The sequence below is a fragment of the Gracilinema caldarium genome (assembly GCF_029265695.1).
Lineage (GTDB): Bacteria > Spirochaetota > Spirochaetia > Treponematales > Breznakiellaceae > Gracilinema > Gracilinema caldarium_A.
In genome coordinates this window covers 34,110-56,529 of sequence record NZ_JAJUHW010000012.1, presented here as the reverse complement: position 1 = coordinate 56,529, position 22,420 = coordinate 34,110, and the positions used below count along the sequence as shown (strand labels likewise).

The window sequence follows — 22,420 nt, the reverse complement described above, 5'->3', positions numbered from 1 at the left end:
GTGCACTTCTTTTTATGGGTAAGAGGTGCACCGGCTGCCTTCTTGCAAAAATCCGCTGAGCAGTGCATTATTGTGTTATGAATAGGGAAATGCGCCGTTTATCATTTATAGTGTCTCTCATGCTATTGTTGGGACTTACTCTTTCTGCCCAGGAAAAACCCGACGCACTGAAAAGTTATCGGATTGGCCGTGACCTCGAAGCCCAGGGGCGTATGAGCGATGCCAATGCCCGATATGATGAGGCGGTACAAATCTGCAAACAGGAAATCGCGCAGAATGCTACCAATATGGATTCCTATACCGTACTGACCTGGGCTTTGTTGCGGCAAAAAAAATACAGTGAAGTTATAGAGTGGGCTCAAAAGGGTCTCAAGGTAAATCCAAATGACTACCGGGTCATGGAGACCATGGGGGAAGCGTATTTCTATCAAAATGAATATAATCTGTCTCTCAAATACATGCAAAAATATGTAGATGCTGCTCCAAACGCGGAACGTGTGTCGGTGGCCTACTTTTTTATGGGAGAGGTTTACCGCATACAGCAAAAATATAACCATGCTGATATTGCATATACCATAGCGGTCAAGCTGGAATCGGGGCTCCCCGTATGGTGGTACCGCTTAGGTTCCGTCCGGGAAGCCCTTGGAGACTATTCTGGCTCCCTTACAGCTTATCAGCAGGCATTAAAATTAAATCCTTCTTACAAAGAAGCTTCTGATGGAGCTGAACGGGTAAAGAAGCGCCTGGGATAATAAGGGCTTCTATTTTGAATATTTAGATATAAACAGCAATATCCATATGATGAGCGTTTGCAGGACCAAGATAATGCGTCCGATCATCCGCTCCCCTTTGTTTCTGACAGGAGCAGCCCATTCGGGTTTTTCAGGACTGTCCGATGCAAGTTCTATCAAAAGGCGGTCAATACTCCCAATGGGATCCCGATAATCAATATTTTTTTTCTTAGCTAAGAGTTCTTCAAAAATCTTGAACGATTGGGCTACGAGGGCCCCAAATGTACCGGGGAGCTGAAGATCGGATCTGATAGTAGCCTTAGAAAGCATAATCAGCCCCTCAAGAGTAATCGCCTTTTCTAGTCCCGCCAAAAAGGCTCCCTGGGTCAGCGGAAATTCTCCGATTTTAATAAGTACTTTGCCATAAGGGACAAGAAGATTAAAAACTACAATACTGCTTGAGACAAGGGTCGCAATAAGCAATGATGCCCGTTTGCCCTGGATCCAAGCAAAAAGATAAAAATAAAATAACAAAAAAGCCCTGAAATACAGATGGGGGCTGAATACCAGGGGAAAAATACAGAGCATGCCGGAAACAAAGAGATCGTAACTGGAGAAAAATCTTAAGGAGAAGGCACTTCGTTGTTCACGATCCAGCACGGTGTAATGCCTCCAGTTCATGTTGGTACCACTGGGATTGTTTTGCAAAGCTTTCGCAAAAGATACCCAAGAGGAGCCCCGTTACGAGCCCAAGGAGAAGCATGGGGGGTGCAATAAATTGGGCACTGGGACCAAAAATAAAAATCCAGGCTAACAGGATTTGCAGGCTGTTGGATAAGAGGGCTCCTATAATACCGATGCCGATGAAGCTTATATTCTGTTTCCCTATTGCTTTGCGGAGAACATACATACCAAGGGCTGATGCAAAGGTCCCGCCTAATGAAAACAGAAAAACATAGGAAAACAAAGAACCTGTAATGATTGCTTGGCCGACAACTTTGAGAATAACGAGCAGTATATATGATTTAAAAGAAAAGAGGTCTATGGCAAGCATAATAGGAATATTTGCAAGACCGATGCGGATAAAGGGGAGAGGTTTGGGAATGAGGTATTCAATGGTTGAGAGGAACAGGCACAGAGCGCCAAGTACGGCCAGTGGAGGCTTACTGGATGACTGCATACTAGTAGGTAGATCCATCTAGGCTATCCTTTGCAGGAGTTCCGATAATACGTACGAAAACCTTGTTAGGTAGACAGGCTATCCATTGTCCCTGATTGCGAATTTCTCCTATGGCTACACAGAGCTGGTTATGGCATGGAGAGGAATGAATATGTACTGATCCGTTGTGAATTATTACAACCGTGTCTCCGAGAGGACCGGTGACATGGATCTCTTCTTTTGCTGATAGGGGGAATACCCAAGACTGTTCTGCTCCCTCAATGACAACCTGCAATTCTCTGTTTTCAGTATGATAAACAAGGAAGAATGCCCAGAGAGTAATGATAATAGAAAGAGTAAGTATTACCAGATCCCAGGGACGGAATCTGGTAATAATTTTTTTAATGGCAGCCGCCGCAGTTGCAGCCTTCATCGTCGCCACAATCACAATCATCGCCACAGCCATCATCGTGCATGTGGGGATGTCCGTGTTCCAGCTCTTCTGCTGTGGCGGCGCGAACGTCTACAACTTTAACATCAAAGGTTAAATCCATACCGGCCAAAGGATGGTTTGCATCGACGGTGGCCATGCCGTTGGCTACCTTGGTAACGGTGACGATGCGGCTCCCTTCGGCGGTTTCTGCCTCGAACTGCATGCCCGCTTCTACTGTGCCGGCTCCCTGGAAACGATCCAGCGGGACATTAATAACCAGCTGTTCGTCCCGGAGTCCGTAGGCTTCTGCGGCGGGAATAGTTACTTTGAAAGAATCCCCTGCGGTTTTGCCTTCCAGGGCTTTTTCAAGGCCGGGGATAAGGTTTTCATTGCCGTGGAGATACGAAAGAGGACCGGCACCGGAGGATGTATCCAGGATCTGTCCTTCGGGGTCGGTAAGGGTGTAGTCAATGCTGACTACGCAATCTTTAGCGATATTCATAACCTTTTTTATCACATTTGTGCGCCTGTTTCCAGTGGGGGGCTCCCTAGGTTCCCCTAGGTTATGGGTGACTTATATCGCATTCATGGCCTTTTTCCAGGCATTTAAAACCCTATCGATAACCCCATCAATGTGGCTGTTTACTTTTTGGCGGCTAGGGTCTTCTAAATACCAGTCCACCGATTCACGGATTCCCTGGCTAAAGGAGATGGTGGTCTTAAAGGCCGGTACGAGCCGTTTAAGCTTAGAACAGTCAAACACTGCAGAGTAGGTTTTATCGCCGAGGAAATGGGATCCCATTTCGGGATCCATCCGGGCGATAAAATCTGAGGGGATATGGACAATATGGGGTTCTACGCCAAGGGCCTGGGCTAAGGTGTGATGAATGGTATCCCAGGTAAGGGCTTCGTCTCCGGTAATTTGGAATGCTTCTCCGATTGCAGCTTGGTTCCCCAACAGTCCCGCAAGGCCTACCGCAAAATCCCTGCTGTGGGTGAGGGTCCACAGGGACTGCCCATCTCCGTGTACTACAACTTCCTTGCCGGCCAGCATACGGGCAGCCACGGTAAAGTCCGATGATGTCCATGCGGTCGGAAGCCAGGATTTACTGTATGTATGGGATGGACGAATAATAGTTACCGGGAACTTTCGTTCTATCCATTCTTGGATAAGGCACTCTTCGCAGGCTATTTTGTTCCTTGAATATTCCCAATAGGGATTCACCAGTGGCGTAGATTCGGTGATAACATGATGAACCGGCGGCTTACGGTATGCGGACGCGCTGGAAATAAACACATACTGTCCGGTTTTCCCGGAAAAGAGCCGGATATCCCGTTCGACATCTTCTTTGGTATAGGCAATAAAGTTTACCACCACATCAAAGGTGCGGTTCCCTAAGGCTGTCCTTACAGCCCCTTCATCATGGATGTCCGCGGTAAGCTGTTGAATAGCTTTTGCTGAGCCTATTACGGTGTCGCGCACCGTTTCAGCTGAGTTTGGCTGCCGCAGCCCCCGGTTCAGGTGGTAAAGCTCATGGCCCTGTGAAAGCACATAGAGCGAAGTATCCCAGGATAAATTGCCGGTGCCGCCAATAAACAAGATTTTCATTTTAATCCCTCATTTTTGGGGTACAAAATCAGTTTCTTTAACCGATTCTATCATGTCTCGGGACCCGGTCACTACCCAGGTTATTTTTCCCTGTAACAGGTATTTGGAAACAGCCTGTTGTACCTGGTCGGTGGTGATGCTTTCGATTTTAGCCATGTCTTTGAGATAGGATCGGTAGTCGCCGGTGAGAATGACCGACGAAATAATGGAAGCTGCCTGCTGGGCGGTAGTCTGCTGGTTTTGATAATACTCGTTCACAAAGAGGGCCTTGTAGGTAGGCAGAGCCTCTGCAATGGGTACCCGTGCGGAAGGATCTTCTGCAGCAGCAGAGTCTATAGCAACGCAGTATCCCTTTACGAAATCCGAAAGAGCCTCATCGATATAGGACTTAATTTTATCAGGAACCTTGGTTTTAAACATGACTAAGGACCCGTAGTTAGCGGGAAATGCACGGATATAGGAAGCGGGTGAATAGGTTGCCCCGTATTTATCGCGGACCACATTAAAGAGGAGGTCGGAAACCATTTTAAGTCCCACATTCATGGCCATATAATCAGGCGCTGAAGGCGAGGGGGCCGCAAAATCTCCTCTGAGGTACGCAAGTCCACGAGATGCTGGATGTTCAACACGGACTAAACGAGAAGAAGCAGTAAACTGGGGTGCCGGTTTAGGGAGTTCTACACCCTTATCAGGGATTTTGCCAATACTTTTTTCTAGCTCTTTCTTAAGTTTTTGGGGGTCCACTGCGCCGACTGCGACAACAAACATACGGTTAGCAGAAAAAAGCTCGGCATACCATGTGGTGAGATCCTGGAGCGTCATGGAAGCCAGAGTCTCCAAGGTACCTTCGGGTACATTACCGTAAGGATGACTGCCAAAGAATTCCTTGTTCATGACAAGGGCTGTTTTGGTCCACGGATCCTGCTCTTTTCCCTGCAGGGCAAGTTGGGCATCGGAACGAGTTTGTGAAAAATCTTTTTCTGAGAAAAGGGGATTTACAAGGCAATCGGACCAGACAGGTATGAGGGAGTCTATGTATTTTTGCAATCCCGTTAAACTAAAGGTGGAATACTCAAAGGTACTGGATGCCCCTATGGAGGCACTCATTTCATCGAGCAGGGTTTGGATATCTTCGTATGAATAGGTTTTAGATCCGCGGGCCATGGTTTGGAGAGCCACCTGTTCAAAGCCCGCCGTTTCTGAGCGAGCAATGAGACTCCCGCCGCGGAGCACCAGGGATAGGTTAAAAACCTGGCTTGCATTGCTTTGTTTTACTATCACTGGAATACCGTTGGATAGGGTAAAGGTAGTAAAGCTTTTCAGGTTTTCTTGTTCAAAGGCTGATAGGTTTTTTCCCTGAAAGGTTTGCGTGTCCTTGGCCAATGGAAAGGGTGTAGATGCGCAGCTTGCAGCAAAGAATGCAATTACAGCTCCAAGAAACAGTAATGATATTATGGTTTTTTGCTTATTCATTTTATTCCCCCTATCGTTGCTGCTGCCACCAGAAGGCAGTTTCTTCTTGTACTTCCTGATAGCCATAGGCCGACAGGTCAGACTGCAGGCCTGTTTCTTTCCAGCCATCGGAGGTAGAATAGCGGACCGCTGTAGCTACGGGCGGCTGTGATGTCCCATTTGGGCCGGTCAGGTACTTTTTAATGAGATCCCTGATATCCTGAAAGCTTACCGCTTTGCAGTTTTTTTCATAGGAGAAGAAGTAATCTGTGGTTGCCACGGACCACCAGAAGGTGAGGGTCCCGGTTACAAAGGAAGATGCCACTTCCATGGAGAGCAGATTTTGGTCTATCAACTTTGTTTTTGCCTTTTCTAGTTCTTCTTTGCCAAAATAGCCTTCCGGATCCTCAGCGATAGCGGCAAATTCTTCCAGTACGAGTTTTCTCAGCGCTTCGGAACGGGAGAGGATAGAAGGAGCACCGGGTATGCCCATTCTGAGATAGGTTGTGAACCCAAAGGTGCCTCCATCGCGGCTGGTAGGGTATGAAAAATCGATATACCGTTCATCATATAAGCCAGGGCCCTTTTCCATGAGGGTCGTCTTAAAGCGGCCTACGGGGGACGAAAGCAGGAATAGCAGCACATCGGCGGTGTATGTATCCTTTGTTTCCCTGAGCACATCTGGCCCTCGCCACAGGTACTGAACCATGGAAACCCCCTGATAAAAGGTTTCGTCCGCATAGGCGAGCTTAAGGTTTGCAGGGATGGGGCCCTGGGGAGGTTCTGCAATGGTCGGGGCTGTCCCGCCTTTCCAATCTCCGAACCATTGTTCAGCTAGTGCAAAGGCCTGGTCTGGTCTTATATCTCCCGCTATCATAAGGGCCGTATTGCGGGGAATATAGTAAGTTTCCTGTATCTTTTGCAGATCTGCCACGGTAGTTTTGCGGATATTTTCTTCAGGTCCATCTATGTTTTTACGCCAAGGAAACTTATAAAATGCTCTGGATTGGAGTGCATTCTGGAAAATATGGTCAGGATCCGTATGGTACCCCCGGATCTCGTTAATGACGACTTCTTTTTCTCTCTCTAATTTTTCTTCATTGAATATTGGTTTTTTTACCGCCCAGGACCAGAATTCAATGCCTTCTGAAAGTCTGTTGGAGGGAACGGTAATGTAATAATTGATATATTGACTGCCGGTTGCCCCGTTCCAGTTGGGGACTCCCATCCGGTTTAGTGCAGCGGTAAAGGCTGCTTGGGTGGGGTATTTTTCGTTTCCTGCAAAAAGCATATGTTCGTAGAGATGAAAGAGTCCCGCATTTTCAGGAGCTTGGGCAGAAGCTCCGCCCCGGAATACCACACAAATGGTAGCCAAGGGAACTGCATGGTTTTCTACGACAAATACTTCAAGACCGTTTGCAAGCAGCCGGTGTGCAACCGGGTTTGCTGCGCTGTTTTCGGCAACGACAGGAAAAACAAAAAAAAGACTGATAAGCAAAACAAAAAAAAGGCCGAGCCATCGTTTTTGTTGGGTCATGAAAACCTCCTTAATCCAATTCAAAAGTAACCGACTTTTGACATTGGATAAAGTATTCCTGAGTTTTAACTGCTTGTCCACCACAAAATAAAAAATATGTTTTATAATAGATAAGTAAAAGGAGGCTGCCAATGCGTAAAAAAGCATCGGATATTATTGTGGAACTTGTTTCTTCCCTGCAGGGAGCCCCCTATCCCAGCACGATTAACAATGAATTGTACACGATCTGGTACGAGCATGCCCAAATTGCAGCCCAGGAAGCCCTTCATTTTGTTGAGCGGAAGCGGGCAAAGGAAGCTAAGGACGATTCTCTTGACACCCTGGTCGACCAGGCCCAGAAAAAAAAGTAAGCCATCAGAGTACCTCTCAGTGGCTGTTTCTCTTTGTAAAAGTCGCAAAAAAATACCCCCAGCCGTACTCGAGTACTGGCGTACTAGCGTACTTGCAGGGGGCCGCATTACTAAACAAAGTTACCTTTATCCCTTTTCCGCTCCAACGGTTAGGCCCGCAATAAAGTAGCGCTGGAAAAGCAGGAAGATTACCAGGGGAGCTCCCGCTGCGATGATTGAGCCCGCTGCAATCATGTTGTAATTGGAGATGAACTCTCCCTGCATGTTGGCAAGTCCCAGCGTAACCGGCTTAAGCCGGTCTACTTGCAGCAGAATGAGGGACCAGAGCAGGTCGTTCCATATCCAGGTGAACTCAAGGACTCCCAGGGCAGCCATGGAAGAGACCGACAGGGGAAGTACAATTTTCCGGTAAATAAAGAAGTCGCTTGCGCCGTCGATTCGGGGTGCTTCGATAAGGCTAAAGGGGATTTGTTTCATAAAATTGCGCAAGAAGAATGTGCAAAAACCAAGCTGAAAGGCGATGTGAAACAGAATAATCCCCGGATAGGTGTTGATAAGCCCCGTTGCATCCGAAAAGCGGTATACCGGAATCAGGAGCATCTGAAAAGGAATAAGCATCCCGGTAATAAAGACAATAAGGACCGTCTTGTTAAGCCTAAACTTGTAAAAGGCCAATGCAAAGGCCCCAAGGCTTGAAATAAGTAGGGCCCCGATCACCGAGGGGATAGTAATAATAAGGGTATTGATGACATAGCGGGCCATGCCAACCTTAGTCCAAACTTCTGCAAAATTGCCAAGCACTATCTTTTTAGGCGGGGCCCACATCCGAGGGCTCGCCATGAGTTCATCCATCGACTTAAGAGATGTAAAGAATGCTATCGCTATAGGGATGAGCCAGCTTGCTACAAGCAAAGTGCCGACTACATAAAAGGCGAACTTAAATAAAAACCGCCGATTCGAAGACATTGTCATAATTGTCGCCTCCCTTTAGCGCTGCAGCTCGTTTTTAAGTGTGTTGGAAACATAGACAACGATGAATCCGAAGGTTATCAGGAACTGGATGACCGCAATGGCCGATCCATACCCATAGTCCTGATAGTGAAAGGCAGAGGAGTACATATAACTTGCCAATACTTCTGCTGCCCGGGCTTTGGTATTGGTCATAACATAGACAATATCAAAGGACCGCAGCGAGTCGATAATGGAAATGGTAACTGCTACTACCGTCGCGGGGGCAAGCATGGGGATAATGACATGGCGGAACCGTTGCCCCCAGTTTGCGCCGTCAACTGTTGCGGCTTCTACCAGTTCTTCGGGCACATTTTTGAGGCCCGCCAGGTATAAAATCATGACGTAGGGAACCTGCCGCCACACGCCGACTGCTACCAATGCCATAGTCATATATCGTTTATCTCCGAGCCATTGTTTTGCCCAACTATCGAGCCGGGCTGCGCGGAGCAGGGTATTCAAGGCGCCAAAATCGGGATGGTAAATCCATGCCCAAATGGTTCCGATGACCGCAAAAGAAAGGGTCATGGGAATGTAGAACAGTGTTTTATAGAGCCGGGCCCCGGGATATTCCTGGTTAAAGAGCATTGCAATGCCCAAGCCCAGGGGAATCGGGATGCCGACAAAAAATACGAGCCAGATAAAGTTATTCCATAATGCAAGATGAAACTGGGGATCCTGAAAGAGCCGGACAAAATTGGCCAGACCGATAAATTTCTGGCCGTACATGATAGTGTCCCGGTAGGTAAGGCTAAAAAGCAGACTTTGCAGTACAGGAATGATGACCCAGACAAGGTACATCGTGAGGGGTAATGCCAGAAAGGCCCAGGGCAACAGTCTGTCTTTATGGATTTTCAGGGTCATCGGTGTGTCTCCTTGGAAAACAGGGCCGCTGCCAGGGCGGCAGCGGCCAAGCGATTGTTATTAAAAGTTATTTGCTGTAAATCCGGACCCGTTCTTTATCCAGAGCGGTAAGGATAGAATCAAGCTGTGAGGGATTGGCGATAATATCGACTATGGCGTTCATGCCCTTGGCAGCCATTTCTTCAGGGGCGTCCCGATCGTAGAACTGCATAGCGGTCTTTGCTCCGAGGACCATATCAAGGCCACGTTTTGCATCCGCATTGGGAACGGCCACGTTCTTGTTTGCCGCGAGCCGGCCGAGGGGTTTGCAGAACATTTCCTGGGCTTCTGCGGTTGCAAGGTATGCAAGGAATTTCTTTGCGGCAGCTTTGTTTTTGGCGTTCTTAGGAATCAAAAAGCCGTCAGTGGGGGTATCCACAGCATATTCGGTTCTGCCTTCGAAGGCGGGGAACTTAAAGAAGTCAATCTTGTCTTTAACATCCGCGGGGGCAACGTCTTTAATAAACTGTCCCATGAGGTACATGCCTGCTTCGCCGCGGAACAGCACGTTTGCCGCTTCCTGCCAGGAGTAGCTGGCCGCATTGGGCATAAAGTAGCCCCGTTTTGCAAATTCCGCGATATAGCCAAAGGTTTTCTTTACTTTGGGATCCGTATAGGGTACTTCTCCCTTGGTAAGCTTTACATGGAATTCGCCGCCATTAACCGCGCTGTCCATGTAGTCGAACCAGCCGCCGGCGGTCCAGGTGTCTTTAGCACCGATTGCAATGGGAGCAATTCCTGCAGCCTTAAGCTTGTCGCAGACTGCCATAAACTCGTCCGCTGTTTTAGGAATGGACAGGTTCAGTTTTGCGAAGACATCCTTGTTGTAATACACTGCCCACCAGTACCAGCTCTGGGGCATGAAATAGATATTGCCGTTATAGCTGGATGCGGTTTTGAAGGCCGGCGGGAATTCGGCTTCGAAGGAACCGCCGGGGAATACTTCGTTAATGGGTTCCAGGAGTCCCTTTTCGGCAAAGGCCTGCATACGGTAACCGGCAAACCAGGTAACCACATCCGGGGCCTGCTTGGAAGTGAGCCAGCTGGGGAGCAGGGTTTTGAACTGTTCGTGGGCGGTGGTGTTCACCGTTACTTTGATGTCGGGATTTTTCTTCTGGAAATCATCTACCAATTTCTGGAAGGTTTCCTTGGGTGCCTGGTCAGACATATAAGAATTGATGACCAGTTCGTTTGCACCGCTTGCGAAAGCGGTGGCTGCGATAGAACACGCGGCGATGACGGCGAGGTACTTTTTCATACCATTAGCCTCCTTTAAGTTATAGGACTCTGATTTCAGACAGCGGTATACTGTCTGTGTACCTGGAAAGTGTAGGTCCACTTTAGACTGCTGGGGAGTGATTCTTGTCCCAAAAGTTATAAAATATGCTGGTACTATTGTACCACTTGAGTCAGCTTTTTTTTCTCGCTTTTTTCTCCACTCTATGATAAAAATTATCAATAACTGGTGTGTTGCCAGGACAGCATACACGTGGAGGCAAAAAGTATGGAACAGGATCTGAAAAAGGCAGGCGTCAAACGCTGTTATGCATGCATTCAATGGGAAGGCCAGAGAACCTATTATAGCGATAAAAAAATGTTTAAGGTTGATACACACCGAGAGGGGAACTGCTTGGTTCACCATCAAAAAACTAAGGGGTCCCATTTCTGCGATCGCTTCGAAGCGCTCAAATAGCTACAGTCCCGAGGCTGGGCGGATGGCACACAGATCGCCTAGTGGTAGCGGATTTCGTTGGCCAGCTGGATGATTTCGAAACGGTCCTTGACCCCGAGCTTGGAATAAATAATGCTCACATGGTTACGGACCGTTTGTTCAGCGATGTTCAGTTTTCGTGCAATGCCTTCATTATCAAGGCCGGTCGCAATTAAGGTAAAAATTTCACGCTCCCGTTTCGTCAGGGTATTAAACCATTCAAATTTTTTAGATATCGCTTCCGCCTTAGGTTTGGAATCATCGTACAGTTGATGTACCAGTTTTGCCGCAATTTGGGGCGATATCTGCATAACGCCACCCCGCAGAGCCCGAATGGCGGCGATCAACTCGGTGGGCGAAATATCCTTAAGGAGGTATCCAGAAGCGCCTTCCTTAAGGGCATCCCGCACATAATCGTCTTCGTCATAGGTGGACAGCATAATAATTTTTGTTTCCGGTAGATACGAGCGCAGCCTTCTTGTTGCCTCTACCCCGTTCATAATGGGCATGTGAACATCCATGAGTACCACATCGGGGGCGCCGCTTTCTGGATTATCGGGAGCGGCGGATTTTGCCAAATCCAGAGCAAGTTCTACTGCCTTAGAACCATTTTCAGCAAGGCCAACTACTACGATGTCGGTAGCATAATTTTCGAGAAATGTCCGCAGACTTTGGGCAAAGAGCGGCTGATCATCAACCAGCATTACCTTAATTTTTTCCATAATAGGATGCTCCCAAAGGAATATGAACGAGTACCTTAAAGCCCCCTTCCGGGGCATTGCCTGCCCGAATGGTTCCGCCCAGATGTTTTATCCGTTCTTCCATACCGGATAGGCCTATTCCTTTAACAATATCTTTTGAACCAAGACCGTCATCCTGTACGCTGAGTTCCAGCTTATCTTCCATAATCCAAAACTGGACCCATACATGGCTTGCTCTTCCGTGCCGCATGGCGTTGGTGAGCGCTTCCTGCACCACCCGGTAAACAGCCATGTCGATTTCTTCGCCGAAACTGGGCGGCATGTTGCCCGCTTCTATGTCAACCTGTATGCCCGTGACCCGTTCAAAGACAGCTTTTATTTTGTATATCGCGGCAATTCCCCGTTCCCGATGGGTATCGCTGGCCCGTAGTTCCCGCAGGGCCCGCCTTGTTTCCTGAAGGCCCTCTTTTGCTTGGGCCCGGACGGTGGTATGCAAATCGGCAAGGGCCTCAGGATCCCGGCCTCCCATGCTGATCGCCGCATCCATGAGGGCAATGATATTGGTAAAAATGTAGCCAGAAATGTCGTGGATTTCCCGGCTGATGCGGTTCCGTTCCCGGGTAATTGCTTCTTCGTCTGCGGTGCGGGCATAGCGCTGGAGATCCTGATTAAATTCGGAAAGGCGGTCAATGGTCACATCCAAATGGGTAACCGTCTCCTCTGCGGTCCTTAGTTTATCAAGCAGGGCCCGGATAAAGGATAGGGACAGCATAACCGCAAGAAGCACGCCGATAAAGGTAAGTTCCGAAGGCCGGTCGATCCGGGGCACCGAAGGCGCAAGCATGGTTTCGCCCAGCATACGGCTCGGATGCTGAAATATGGCAAACAGCATGAGGGCGATTCCTCCGCCGAGGACGTTCCCCGGCCATTGTAGGGAAAGTCCGCTCATAATAAAGAACGCCGTAGCCAGACAGAGCTTTATCGTAAGGTAGGCTTCTATGGAATATCCCAGGATTATATAGGCCGCTACCGCCCCAAACCAGGCAAGCAGTTTCCCCGGCAGAGTTTGCGCAAGGGCCATAAATAGGCCAGCGATACCCAAGAAAATCCAGGAAACAACTACGGTAGCCCAAAGGTCAAAATTAATCGATGAGGCATCGGATATAAATAAAACAAGGCCAAGGCTGTACAGGAGGACCGCTATCACTAGAAGGCTACGTCCTACCGTACGGCACATTTATGACAGGAGCCCCTTAATAATAAGGTCGGTTGCTTCGTCTTCAGTGAGTCCCCGGCTTAAGAGGGTTTCCAGCTGTTTGGAATCCACCGATCCGATGGCTGCTTCGTGGGTTACATGGGCCCGATGGTCTTTTACAAAGACAATAGGAATAGCCCGGGCTTGGGCTTCCCCCTGTACGATTTCCTTGCAGTCCACATGGCCTCTGGCAAAGGGCGCTTCGGCAATAATTTCGTTTTCAATAATTGCCTGGGCCTGCTCTTTTAATGCAATATGGCTGGTTAAAACTCCGACCGCATTTTCTCCCTTAAGCTCTACTGCCTCGCGGATATGGATAGAGTCATTGAGCCTCCCGTAGAGCCGGGCTTTCATATCGAGCACTGCGTCCTTTTCGCAATAACCTTTATAATCCAGCTCTACCACTCCCGCAGCTCCCTGGATAAGCTCAAATTCGGTGCTATACCGGGCATTTTCAGCCAAATAAACTACCGTTTTTGGGACTATGGTTACCCCGCCCTTGGGACCGTGAATATGCCGCTCGAAATAAGAAAGGCTTGCATTTTTCTGCAATTCAATCTTTGCGTCCATAAGGTGCTGGACGTTGACTGCATTCGGGAATGTGCAGTGGGCCATAAATTGGGCCTTGGCACCCTCTTCAATAACCGTGTGGGAGATAATCTTTTGTATCCCGTTATCGGGAATAATGCCAAAGCAGAAATGGACCGGTTGAGCAATGTGAACGCCCGCACGGACCCGAATTTCGACCCGCACACCATCTGAGAAACTTTCAGAGCTGACCTCAAGTCCATCCACCAGGTGAGCCCCCAAGACTTCGTTGCCGTGTATTTCGATATGGGCCACCCCAGGTCCATAATGGTGTTGATTGATGGACGCCAAAAGCTCTGCCAGAAGTTCTTCTTTTTCGTTTGCTGCCATAACTATTTCCTGTCAATGTCGGGACAACCCACATGGGTGCAGGGGGCGCACTGTCCGTTAAAATAATCGAGCATTCGGTCCATGGAGCCCTTGTCGACTATCTGGCCCGCACAGAGCAAAAATGCGTGATCCGCCTGCTGCAGGACTTCGCCGCTGTGGGTAATAAGGAGGACCGTAGTCCCTTCCGCTTTCAGCTCCCGGATTACGGTAAAAATATGCTGAATGGAGTCGATATCTACGCCGCTGTCCGGCTCATCCATCAACAGGAGCCGGGGTTTCATGGCATAAACCGAGGCAAGCTCAATACGCTTCCGTTCTCCCCCGGATAGGGTTTTATCGACCGCCCGGGAACGATAGCGTTGGGGGTCCAAGCCGACGACCCGCAGTGCTTCGTCCACCAGTCCAGGTCGTTTTTCCTTTGCCCCGGCAAGGATAAAGTCGGGAACCGAAAGACCTTCGAAACGGGCGGGCTCCTGGAACACGAGGGTAATACCGAGCCGGGCGCGTTCATCAACAGAAAGACCCTGTATGGGTTTCCCTTCAAAAATTATTTCCCCTTCGATATCCCGGTAGCCAGAAAGGCCCATAATAGTTTGAGCCAGTGTGGATTTTCCTGCTCCATTAGGCCCGATGACCGCATGTACATAGCCCTGCCAAATATCGGCTGTAATGTTCAGCAGCAGGGGCTTGCCATTTTTTACGAGTGATAGATTGCGAATTTCCAGTAAGTTCAACGATGAGTTCCTTTCAGTACTACTATAATCACTTGAACCTTCTGGCGCTAGCCCCTGAATCAGCCTCTTACGCGTCTACCCCGAGCATGATTTTGAGTATCCAGCCCAAGGTAAAGGAAAAGGCCGCCACCCCGAGACTGATAAAGGTCATTTCCCAGAAACGCTGCCTGAAATTGAGGTCCTTGGCAACGGATATGTAATAGTTAAAGAGAAAGATGATTGACACCACGATGATAAGGGTAATGGCGAGGCTCACAAATTTATAGGGTATAAGCAGGTAGGGAAGGATCATCAAAATAACCGTGATGAGGTAGGCTACCCCCGTATAGAGGGCTGATCGGGCTGCCCGTGCATCCCCTTCTGCCTTGGAAGATAGGTAGTCAGAAGCGGCCATAGAGAAGGCTGCTGAAATACCCGTTACAAGACCTGCCAAAGAAATGATTTTTGTATCCCCTAAGGCGAGTGTAAACCCGGCGAGGGCTCCGGTAAGTTCAACTAAGGCGTCGTTGAGACCGAGGACGATGGAGCCCACATATTGCAAGAGTTCCTCGTCCAGCATGGCCAGGAGGCTCTGTTCATGGGCCGCTTCTTCGGCACCGATTTTCTTAACTTCCGGAAAGGCTTCCTCAATTTCCGCATATTTGCGGGATGCGGTGCCTTCGTTTTTTTCCATCCGTTTGAGTACAAAGGTAAGCCCAAGAATACGGGCTAGCATGACCGTCCGCCACACCTTGCCCCAGTTGGGCTGGACCTCTACTCCAGTTTTGGTCTTCCAGAACTCTGCGTGGCGCCGCTCTGCTTCGCCGATGTCCCGGAGGACCTGGGCGTTCTGTTCAGTTTTGGCAAGGGCCGCCAGCTTTGTGTATACATAATACTCGGTAATCTCGTTTTTTTGCGCCGCAAGAATCCGTTTTTTTAAAGCCTCATCCATTTGAGTGCCTCCTTTTACGCAAATGTTCTGTGCTCTTATCTCTTTATTATTAAAAGCACAGTATTTATTACTTCTTCAAATTTATCATTTTTATCATTTGTAATTTTTTCAATATATTCAATATTTCTTACTGTCCAATCAAGGCTTTTTATTTGATCACTCAGTACACATCCTTTTATTTTTTCTCCAATAATTTCAACTTCAAAAGGATAGCCTTTTACTTTACTTGTTATAGGGCAAAAGATTGCTAATCCAATCTTTTCATTATATTCTTTAAAGGAAAGAACAAGTGCAGGTCTACGGCGTTTTTGTTCATGTCCCTACTGCGGATTAAAATCAAGCCAAACAATATCGCCTTGATCAGGGACATATTTTTTTACCATTCTACATTTCCCATGGAAGGCCCAGTTTCTATTGCTGAATGCTTATTCTCATTGGTAACTTTTGAAAGTAATTCTGTGAGTGTTTTTTTAGGCGGGTGTATTACGATTTTACCATCTTCTTCAGTAATTTCAACTAAATTGCCGCTTTTCAAATTAAACTCTTTTACATAAAGAGACGGAATACGTATTCCGAGACTGTTCCCCCATTTCTGTACTACGGTCTGCATACTTGCTCCCTCTTATTATAAGATATACATTGTATATGCTTTATTCAAGTAAACAAATCGCTGTGCAGCGGTTTCATTGAAACCGCTACACCTATTCTTACGCAAACTTGTAGCCAAAGCGGCGCAAAAGGCCCTTTCGCTCAGTCTTTTCCGCATCCCCTTCCACACCCTTGGGACTTGAGCCATCTATAACGCCCATGATGCCCCGGCCCTGATCGCTTATAGCCACCACCACCTGTACGGGATTTGCGGTGGCGCAGTAGATCTGGCAGACCTCGGGGCAGGCCTTGATACGGTCCAGCACGTTGATGGGATAGGCGTTTTTCATAATAAGATAGAAGGTGTGCCCCGCGCCTACCGTAAGGGCGCAGGATTCGGCGGCCTTAACCAGTTCCGGATCGTTTCCTTCGCTGCGTACGAGGCAGGGTCCCGAGGCTTCGTTAAAGGCTAGTCCAAATTTTACATTCGGCACCGAAGCGGTCATGATTTCCGCCAGATCCTCCACGGTTTTAATAAAATGGGACTGGCCCACAATGATATTCAGGTCCTGGGGAACCGGAAGCTGAACCAGATCAAAGGTTATTTGCATGGCAAGCTCCTTAAGTAATTATAGCAGGGCGTCCAGATCGACCTCACAGGCCGTACAGGGCATGGTTACGCCCCAGTTTTCGAGTACCTGGGGGTGCAGTTCGCCGAACACGCCGATTCTGCTTCCTTTGTACAGAATCGCCGCTGCCCGGCCGGGGATAAAACGGCTGTCCTCCGCTTCTTCCACATCGTACTCCCGGGAAAGGTAGTAGAAGATAGCCTGTATCTGGCTTGCGACGGTGTTAAAGTTGGCATCCGAGGCAGCATGAACAAAGCCCAGGTGCTGCCGGGTCTTTACCCCATAATTTTCAGTATCATCCCGATACGCCACCTTGCCCACCTCAAAAATCTTGTGGGGGAAGACCGCATGGGCAGATACGGACTCGGAAATCATGAGGGATGCTAACACTGAGTCCCGAACATACTCGTAATTTTCGGTCATGGGATTGCTGATTCGAATAATCTGGGACCCGTCCCGCCGCATCTTTTCGATGAAGTCTTTGCCGGACCCAAGATAATTGTAGATCATTTCCTGGTATCCAAGGCCGATCATGCATTCCTTAACCCGGCGGGAGAATTGGGTGATGGGGGTGAGCCGGCCAATGGTAAAGTCCCGGGGTTTGAGGGGCGTAAACGAGGGAAGGGTACGGCCGATCATCACGTCTTCTACCACGTCTGCCGCATGGAGAAAGTCGTTTCGATATTCCGGAGGATAGACTTGGATTCCGAGGCTTTTTTCTGTGGATCCTGCTTCCGTATCTTCCGCAACATCAGCCTTGCAGCCCATCCGTTCCAGGGCTGCCACACAGGCCTTGGCGTCCAGGGCTTCGCCGAGGAACCGTTCCACCCGCTTCAGCGAGCAGAAGGTTGGTTTCTGGAAATAGTAGGGGAAGGTAATGGTTCTTCCAAAGTGTGTATCATAGGGATATTCTACAGTGACCGGATGCACCGTGTAGCCCATATCGGCAAAATCGCAGGCGGTCATGTTCACCGCTAAGGTCAAGGATTCCAGGTCCGTGCCGGTCATTTCGATGAACAGTTCCGAGTCGCCCTCCTCTACCGCTCCAATCCGGGCGCTGTTAATGACCGGCGGGAACGAAAGGGTATCTCCCGCCGAATCGGTGAGATAGGGGAATTTTTTAAAGGACGAAACGATGTAGCCGTATTCCTGGCCCTTGGGGTGTTTTTCGCAGATTTCCCGGAGGGAAAGAGTTTCCTCCAAACCCAGGGGTGTGAATTTGGTACTGTCGGGATCGGCGGCTACATAGCGCACCGGCCACTTGATAAGACTGGTCCGATAAACCCCCATGGCAATGGAACGCCGCTTGCGGCCAAAATTCCAGCAGAGTTTTTCCTGGGTTTGGATAATGTCCTTAAGGCGGCTGTCATCGATGGCTTTGCCGCTTACCACATAGGCGGCGATATAGGGCCTAATGTCTTTAAGAGCCGGATCTACCACGACCCGGTAGCGCTGAGATTCCTGAACTGCCCCGGGGCGGGAGAAGAATGAATACTGGGGAATACCGCCGCCGCCGTGGATCCGCAGCTGCCGGGCAACGCCGGCAGTGGACCAGAGGTCCGGCCGGTTTGTGTCGTTAAGCTCAATTTTTAAGACCCGTTCTGCTTCGGGTAGTTTTTTGTCTGAATCTTCGTCCAGCTCTGCCTTCGCGCAGGTAAGGGCTTCTTCAAAGGCATCCCGGTTCGACCAGCGCCGGCCTACGAGACTGTAAAAAAGCTGTTCATTCACTTCTATTTTAGGCATCTTGTTTACTCCATCCTCTGCAACATTTCGGCAGGGCCTTATTCCCGGCTGCTTTCCTTTGCCCGTCTGAGGCGGACATTTTCAATATCATAGCTAAAGAGTTCCCGCAGGTCGTTGAGTCCCAGGGCCATGAGGGCCATACGGTCAATGCCGATACCCCAGGCTGCTACCGGTACGTCTACCCCTAGGGCCTTGGTAACTTCGGGCCGGAAAATGCCGGAACCGCCTAGTTCGAACCAGCCCAGCACCGGGTGTTTTATATGCACCTCTACCGAAGGCTCGGTAAAGGGGAAGTAGCCCGGAACGTATTTAACTTCCTTGGCGCCGGCGACTTCCACGGCAAACATTTCAAGGAAGCCCAAGAGGGTCCTGAGGTTGACCTCTTCTCCGAGGACAATACCTTCAGTCTGATAAAAGTCCGACAGATGTGTCGCGTCGACCCGGTCGTAGCGGAAACAGCGGGCAATACCAAAATATTTCCCCGGCACCTTGGCGGTCGGGAGCTGGCGGGCTGAGAGTACGGTTCCCTGACTCCGCAGTATGAGTCTGCGGGTAAATTCCCGGTCAAAGGCATAGTTCCATCCCCGGCTCCCCGTGTCTCCTCCATTTTCATGGGCTGCGGCTACCCGGGAAAGCCAGGGTTCTTCTATAAATTTAGCCTTGGTCGGTTCTGCCACATAATACACGTCGTGGATATCCCGGGCGGAATGGAACTGGGGCATAAAGAGGGCATCGGAGTTCCAGAATTCGGTTTCCACCAGGGACCCGTCGAATTCTTCAAAGCCTAATGAAACGAGCTTATCCTTTACATCTTCCAAGAATTTTGCATAAGGATTGGAGCGGCCCACAAGGAGGCGGCTTGGCGGTACTTTTACGTTGTAGGACCGGAAGGCGGCTCCCTTCCAGGCGCCGCTTGCGAGGAGTTCCGGCGTAAGAGTACCGATTTCATCTCCCGTAATGCCTGCCGCTTCCAGGGCCTTGGCAAGCTCTGGATGCGCTTCGGTAAAGGCAAAGACCACCGTTTCCCGCTCGGCGATGCGGAAGGCCGCATCGCTGGCGCCTCGTTTTTTGGCAATGCCGGCCATGACGGCCTTTTCCGGTGCCGTGAGGGCCCCTTCGGCCAGTACTCCGCCGCTGGCGGCGGCGGCCTTTTCGAGGAGCCGGCGCAGGGTTACCATTTTTTCAGCAGCCTCACCCTGTGCAGGCAGGCCGTTGTCCAGTACGTCCGCCGCCGCAGCCAGCACGACCCGTTTGGCCTCATCCATGGCAAGAAGACCCGCTTTAGAGAGGGCTCCAAAGGCGCTGCCGACGTCCTTGTTTTCGATACCAAGAGCCTCGGCAATTTCGGGAAGCCGGAGACCCAGCTTGGTTTTAAGGAGCTTGAGCATCCGTTCTTCCGGCGTCCCCTGTTCTTTCCACTGGCGGCCCAAGTCTGTCAGTTCATAAAAGATGCTTGTTTCACGCCTGACTTCCCGTACAAGACCCTTGCTGGAAAGCCACGAAAGGGCCTGATTTCCGTTTCCGCTTTTAAATCCGAGGTCGGATTCTACTTTTTCGATGGTGAGTTCATCCTGCATACCATAATGCCGGATTATCCGGACTTCGAGGGGATGCAGATTTTTAACCAATGCTTGAGTATCCATGAAAACTCCCAAAAGTCCCGGCCCACATGTCTGCTATTATCCGGGATGTGGGTATACGTTACCCGAGAAGGGCCTTCCTGTAAAGACCGGAGCTGTTATTTGTGGACGATTCTAAAAGTATGCTTCATAATAATCTGTATGAAATCCCTCACTAAGGAACTCTGGTTTGAGACCAGAAAGAAGCGAGAGTTTATCAACATAACGCCTCAGGTGGCCGACCTCGTTCGGGAATCGGGGGTGCAGGAAGGGCTCTGTCTGGTAAATGCCATGCATATTACCGCAAGTGTTTTTATCAATGATGATGAAGGGGGGCTGCATCAGGATTTTGATGCCTGGCTCGAAAAGCTTGCTCCCCATGAGCCAGTCTCTTCCTACCGGCACAATGTGGGCGAGGACAATGCGGATGCCCACATGAAACGCCAGATTATGGGCCGGGAAGTGGTGGTTGCCATTACCCGAGGAGAACTTCATTTTGGTCCCTGGGAGCAGATTTTTTACGGCGAATTCGACGGCCAGCGGCGCAAGCGGGTCCTGGTAAAGATTATCGGGGAATAGCGGGCGCAACGATACATGTTAAGGGTAAGAGGGCTGCAGGGAATCTGTGAAAACTGTTCCGAAAGCGAGCTGTTTCTGAGACCCTTAGTAGGCAGGAAAGGGTGTAATGTCGATTACTTCTATATAAAAAGTAGCGCCGCACTGCCAGCGGCCCGCATCCATCCAGTAGCGGGGAAAGGCTGCTAGGGCGACAAAACCGGTACTGTGTTTGGGCCGGTTCCGCTCGGTGCCCCGTAAAAGGGACCGGACCGCTGCGCGGGCTGCATCCTCCAGGGCCTGTTTTTTGCCATCGAGCCAGCCTGCGGCTCCTGGTCCTGCAAGGGGGCCGTTCCCGATGGCCTGCACTTTCTTGATGGTCCCGCTCTTCCATTGTTCAATCCGCCGTTCCTGACTTGGGTCGGGCCGGTAATCCATCCAAACAAAAAGATAGCTCCCTTCGAGGCAGGCATCGGTAGCAAAGAGTTTCTCGTCGCCGAAGGGGATGGTTCCCTGGCTTGTAAGTTCAAACTGTTCGGGAATGGCCCGGGCCTTTTCGCCTATTTCATAGTCATAGGCCCATCCGTATATCATGGCTCCGAAATAAAGGGCCGCTTCTTCCAAGGCCCGCTTTTGGGCAGTTTTTGTATCCAGCGGATAGGGTTCCTCAATATACTGAATATAAACAGGCTCTAGATCTACCCTGACTTCTCCCCGGAGAACCATCTGCGGCCAGGCGGGAAGGCTGCTGAGTACTAAAAGGGTGAGCAATGCGGTATGTACCTTTATGGTTTGCTTGAGCACCGGCTGCTCCTTAAGGGGATTTACTGATTGCAGATTGCCGCTTAAAGGAGCGGCGTGCAAGGTTCCTTTGTTTTATTTATCGGCGAATCTTAAGATAATGCCAGGGATTCTCTCCATATCGGATGATAAAATAAAGCCATGCGAAGGCAAAACCCGCCAGGTGGGTAAAGTGGGCGACGCCTGAAGCAATACCGGTAACCGAAAAAAAGAGTTCCAGGGCGGTAAAACCCAAAACCATAACAGGGGCCCGCAGAGGCAGTATGCCCCATAGGTAGACTATGGAATCGGGGAAAAAGGTTGCATAGGCGAGCTGGACTGCGAAGAGGGCACCTGATGCCCCAAGGAGAAATACCGAGGCAGAACCGGTGAGCAGGAAGAGCCCAAATGAAAAAAGGCCGGCAAAAAAGCCGGTTACCAAATAAAACAGCAGAAACTCTTTGGATCCCATTTGCCGTTCAACAGGGGTGCCGAAAAAGAAGAGCCCCAGCATATTAAGCAGCAGATGAGATATGCCTCCGTGGGCGAACATGTAGGTTAAAAACTGCCAGACCATGCCGTAGCGGAGCACAAGCTGGGTATTAAGCGATAAATAGACTGTTGCTTCGGGGAAAAGGTTTTGGGCAAGAAACACCAGGAGATTGATCCCAATGAGGATGAGGACCAGATTGTCATAACGGTACCGAAAAGGTTTACGGATAATGGTATTCATGGTATTAACATACTTGAGCGGGGATGACCTGGTCAATCGAAAAGATATACATCGGTGTCGGCAAAAACATAGGTCTGGCAGGCAAGCCGGTCTCCTGCCGCAGGATCCGCTCTAATGGCTGTAAGCCGTTCTGCCTCTTTGGCTGAGATACTGTTTGCAACTGTGCTGTCTTTGCTTGTGGCGCTTATTCTGATGCGGCAGGTGCCGCATTGGGCCTTGCCGCCGCAGCGGTGGTGCATGGCAATGCCTGCAGAAAGTAACGAATTAAGCAGCGAAACCGCAGGAGATACGGATATGCGGGAGATCCGGCCATCAATATGATGTACCTTGATTTGTACCAT

The 22,420-nt window shown here is 49.7% G+C and carries 26 protein-coding genes and 1 pseudogene; 4 read left to right on the top strand and 23 right to left on the bottom strand.

All coding sequences use genetic code 11. The features are described from left to right. The first annotated feature begins 77 nt into the window (after positions 1-77). Entirely contained in the window at positions 78-752 is a 675-nt protein-coding gene (locus Q7P68_RS05980) for a tetratricopeptide repeat protein (RefSeq protein ID WP_304224015.1), read from the top strand. Between the two features lie 9 nt (positions 753-761). Here Q7P68_RS05980 and Q7P68_RS05975 read toward each other — a convergent pair whose 3' ends face one another. The 7 genes from Q7P68_RS05975 to Q7P68_RS05945 are packed head-to-tail and all read right to left on the bottom strand — an operon-like array spanning position 762 to position 6,921. Then, a complete protein-coding gene (locus Q7P68_RS05975; RefSeq protein WP_304224013.1) occupies positions 762-1,412 on the bottom strand; it encodes a hypothetical protein in 651 nt (216 codons plus the stop codon). Beyond that, a complete protein-coding gene (locus tag Q7P68_RS05970; protein ID WP_304224011.1) occupies positions 1,378-1,911 on the bottom strand; it encodes a Gx transporter family protein in 534 nt (177 codons plus the stop codon). The genes Q7P68_RS05975 and Q7P68_RS05970 overlap by 35 nt, the downstream gene beginning before the upstream one ends. Before the next feature lies 1 nt (position 1,912). Then, the gene (locus Q7P68_RS05965; protein ID WP_304224009.1) at positions 1,913-2,344 is read right to left on the bottom strand and encodes a NusG domain II-containing protein; all 432 of its coding nucleotides are present in this window, start codon (positions 2,342-2,344) and stop codon (positions 1,913-1,915) included. Continuing rightward, entirely contained in the window at positions 2,292-2,840 is a 549-nt protein-coding gene (locus Q7P68_RS05960) for an FKBP-type peptidyl-prolyl cis-trans isomerase (RefSeq protein WP_304224007.1), read from the bottom strand. The genes Q7P68_RS05965 and Q7P68_RS05960 overlap by 53 nt, the downstream gene beginning before the upstream one ends. A gap of 57 nt (positions 2,841-2,897) precedes the next feature. Further along, positions 2,898-3,932: an SDR family oxidoreductase gene (locus Q7P68_RS05955; protein ID WP_304224004.1), complete on the bottom strand. Its 1,035-nt coding sequence runs from the start codon at positions 3,930-3,932 to the stop codon at positions 2,898-2,900. A gap of 9 nt (positions 3,933-3,941) precedes the next feature. After that, positions 3,942-5,405, bottom strand: coding sequence for a M16 family metallopeptidase (locus tag Q7P68_RS05950; RefSeq protein WP_304224001.1), 1,464 nt, complete (start codon positions 5,403-5,405; stop codon positions 3,942-3,944). A 10-nt stretch (positions 5,406-5,415) separates the two neighbouring features. Next, positions 5,416-6,921 carry a M16 family metallopeptidase gene (locus Q7P68_RS05945; RefSeq protein WP_304223999.1) on the bottom strand — a complete coding sequence of 502 codons (1,506 nt, stop codon included), beginning with the start codon at positions 6,919-6,921 and terminating at the stop codon, positions 5,416-5,418. A gap of 131 nt (positions 6,922-7,052) precedes the next feature. Here Q7P68_RS05945 and Q7P68_RS05940 point away from each other — a divergent pair, with 131 nt between their 5' ends. Beyond that, on the top strand, positions 7,053-7,271 hold the full coding sequence (locus Q7P68_RS05940) for a hypothetical protein (RefSeq protein WP_304223996.1): 219 nt from the start codon (positions 7,053-7,055) through the stop codon (positions 7,269-7,271). 126 nt (positions 7,272-7,397) lie between these two features. Here the strand turns inward: Q7P68_RS05940 and Q7P68_RS05935 are convergent, their stop codons facing one another. From Q7P68_RS05935 to Q7P68_RS05925, 3 genes are all read right to left on the bottom strand, one after another. After that, the gene (locus Q7P68_RS05935; protein WP_304223993.1) at positions 7,398-8,237 is read right to left on the bottom strand and encodes a carbohydrate ABC transporter permease; all 840 of its coding nucleotides are present in this window, start codon (positions 8,235-8,237) and stop codon (positions 7,398-7,400) included. 21 nt (positions 8,238-8,258) lie between these two features. Continuing rightward, positions 8,259-9,143, bottom strand: coding sequence for a carbohydrate ABC transporter permease (locus Q7P68_RS05930; protein ID WP_304223991.1), 885 nt, complete (start codon positions 9,141-9,143; stop codon positions 8,259-8,261). 67 nt (positions 9,144-9,210) lie between these two features. Beyond that, positions 9,211-10,440: an ABC transporter substrate-binding protein gene (locus Q7P68_RS05925; protein ID WP_304223989.1), complete on the bottom strand. Its 1,230-nt coding sequence runs from the start codon at positions 10,438-10,440 to the stop codon at positions 9,211-9,213. A 246-nt stretch (positions 10,441-10,686) separates the two neighbouring features. Between Q7P68_RS05925 and Q7P68_RS05920 the strand changes: the two genes are divergently transcribed. After that, a complete protein-coding gene (locus tag Q7P68_RS05920) occupies positions 10,687-10,875 on the top strand; it encodes a hypothetical protein (protein ID WP_304223986.1) in 189 nt (62 codons plus the stop codon). A gap of 38 nt (positions 10,876-10,913) precedes the next feature. Here Q7P68_RS05920 and Q7P68_RS05915 read toward each other — a convergent pair whose 3' ends face one another. From Q7P68_RS05915 to pheS, 10 genes and pseudogenes are all read right to left on the bottom strand, one after another. After that, positions 10,914-11,615 carry a response regulator gene (locus tag Q7P68_RS05915; RefSeq protein ID WP_304223984.1) on the bottom strand — a complete coding sequence of 234 codons (702 nt, stop codon included), beginning with the start codon at positions 11,613-11,615 and terminating at the stop codon, positions 10,914-10,916. Next, positions 11,602-12,831 carry a sensor histidine kinase gene (locus Q7P68_RS05910; protein WP_304223981.1) on the bottom strand — a complete coding sequence of 410 codons (1,230 nt, stop codon included), beginning with the start codon at positions 12,829-12,831 and terminating at the stop codon, positions 11,602-11,604. Before Q7P68_RS05910 ends, Q7P68_RS05915 begins: the two co-directional genes overlap by 14 nt. Further along, complete coding sequence (locus Q7P68_RS05905; RefSeq protein WP_304223979.1) at positions 12,832-13,767, bottom strand: SufB/SufD family protein; 936 nt, start codon at positions 13,765-13,767, stop codon at positions 12,832-12,834. 2 nt (positions 13,768-13,769) lie between these two features. Further along, a complete protein-coding gene (locus tag Q7P68_RS05900) occupies positions 13,770-14,501 on the bottom strand; it encodes an ABC transporter ATP-binding protein (protein WP_304223977.1) in 732 nt (243 codons plus the stop codon). A gap of 67 nt (positions 14,502-14,568) precedes the next feature. Then, positions 14,569-15,432 carry a VIT1/CCC1 transporter family protein gene (locus Q7P68_RS05895; protein ID WP_304223974.1) on the bottom strand — a complete coding sequence of 288 codons (864 nt, stop codon included), beginning with the start codon at positions 15,430-15,432 and terminating at the stop codon, positions 14,569-14,571. Between the two features lie 35 nt (positions 15,433-15,467). Beyond that, positions 15,468-15,740 (bottom strand): annotated as a pseudogene (locus Q7P68_RS05890) (type II toxin-antitoxin system PemK/MazF family toxin); the annotation flags it as partial. A 68-nt stretch (positions 15,741-15,808) separates the two neighbouring features. Next, positions 15,809-16,042, bottom strand: coding sequence for an AbrB/MazE/SpoVT family DNA-binding domain-containing protein (locus tag Q7P68_RS05885; protein ID WP_304223971.1), 234 nt, complete (start codon positions 16,040-16,042; stop codon positions 15,809-15,811). Positions 16,043-16,139: 97 nt separating this feature from the next. Continuing rightward, positions 16,140-16,631, bottom strand: coding sequence for an adenosine-specific kinase (locus Q7P68_RS05880; protein ID WP_304223968.1), 492 nt, complete (start codon positions 16,629-16,631; stop codon positions 16,140-16,142). An 18-nt stretch (positions 16,632-16,649) separates the two neighbouring features. Next, positions 16,650-18,392, bottom strand: a complete 1,743-nt coding sequence (pheT, locus tag Q7P68_RS05875) for a phenylalanine--tRNA ligase subunit beta (protein WP_304223966.1) — start codon at positions 18,390-18,392, stop codon at positions 16,650-16,652. Positions 18,393-18,430: 38 nt separating this feature from the next. After that, positions 18,431-20,035 (bottom strand): phenylalanine--tRNA ligase subunit alpha, encoded by a 1,605-nt coding sequence (gene pheS, locus Q7P68_RS05870; protein ID WP_304223963.1) that lies wholly within the window; start codon positions 20,033-20,035, stop codon positions 18,431-18,433. 138 nt (positions 20,036-20,173) lie between these two features. Between pheS and Q7P68_RS05865 the strand changes: the two genes are divergently transcribed. Beyond that, positions 20,174-20,590: a secondary thiamine-phosphate synthase enzyme YjbQ gene (locus Q7P68_RS05865; protein WP_304223961.1), complete on the top strand. Its 417-nt coding sequence runs from the start codon at positions 20,174-20,176 to the stop codon at positions 20,588-20,590. Positions 20,591-20,674: 84 nt separating this feature from the next. Here the strand turns inward: Q7P68_RS05865 and Q7P68_RS05860 are convergent, their stop codons facing one another. From Q7P68_RS05860 to Q7P68_RS05850, 3 genes are all read right to left on the bottom strand, one after another. After that, positions 20,675-21,370 carry a hypothetical protein gene (locus tag Q7P68_RS05860; RefSeq protein ID WP_304223959.1) on the bottom strand — a complete coding sequence of 232 codons (696 nt, stop codon included), beginning with the start codon at positions 21,368-21,370 and terminating at the stop codon, positions 20,675-20,677. Positions 21,371-21,446: 76 nt separating this feature from the next. After that, the gene (locus Q7P68_RS05855; RefSeq protein WP_304223957.1) at positions 21,447-22,079 is read right to left on the bottom strand and encodes a rhomboid family intramembrane serine protease; all 633 of its coding nucleotides are present in this window, start codon (positions 22,077-22,079) and stop codon (positions 21,447-21,449) included. Between the two features lie 32 nt (positions 22,080-22,111). Then, the gene (locus tag Q7P68_RS05850) at positions 22,112-22,420 is read right to left on the bottom strand and encodes a 2Fe-2S iron-sulfur cluster-binding protein (protein ID WP_304223955.1); all 309 of its coding nucleotides are present in this window, start codon (positions 22,418-22,420) and stop codon (positions 22,112-22,114) included.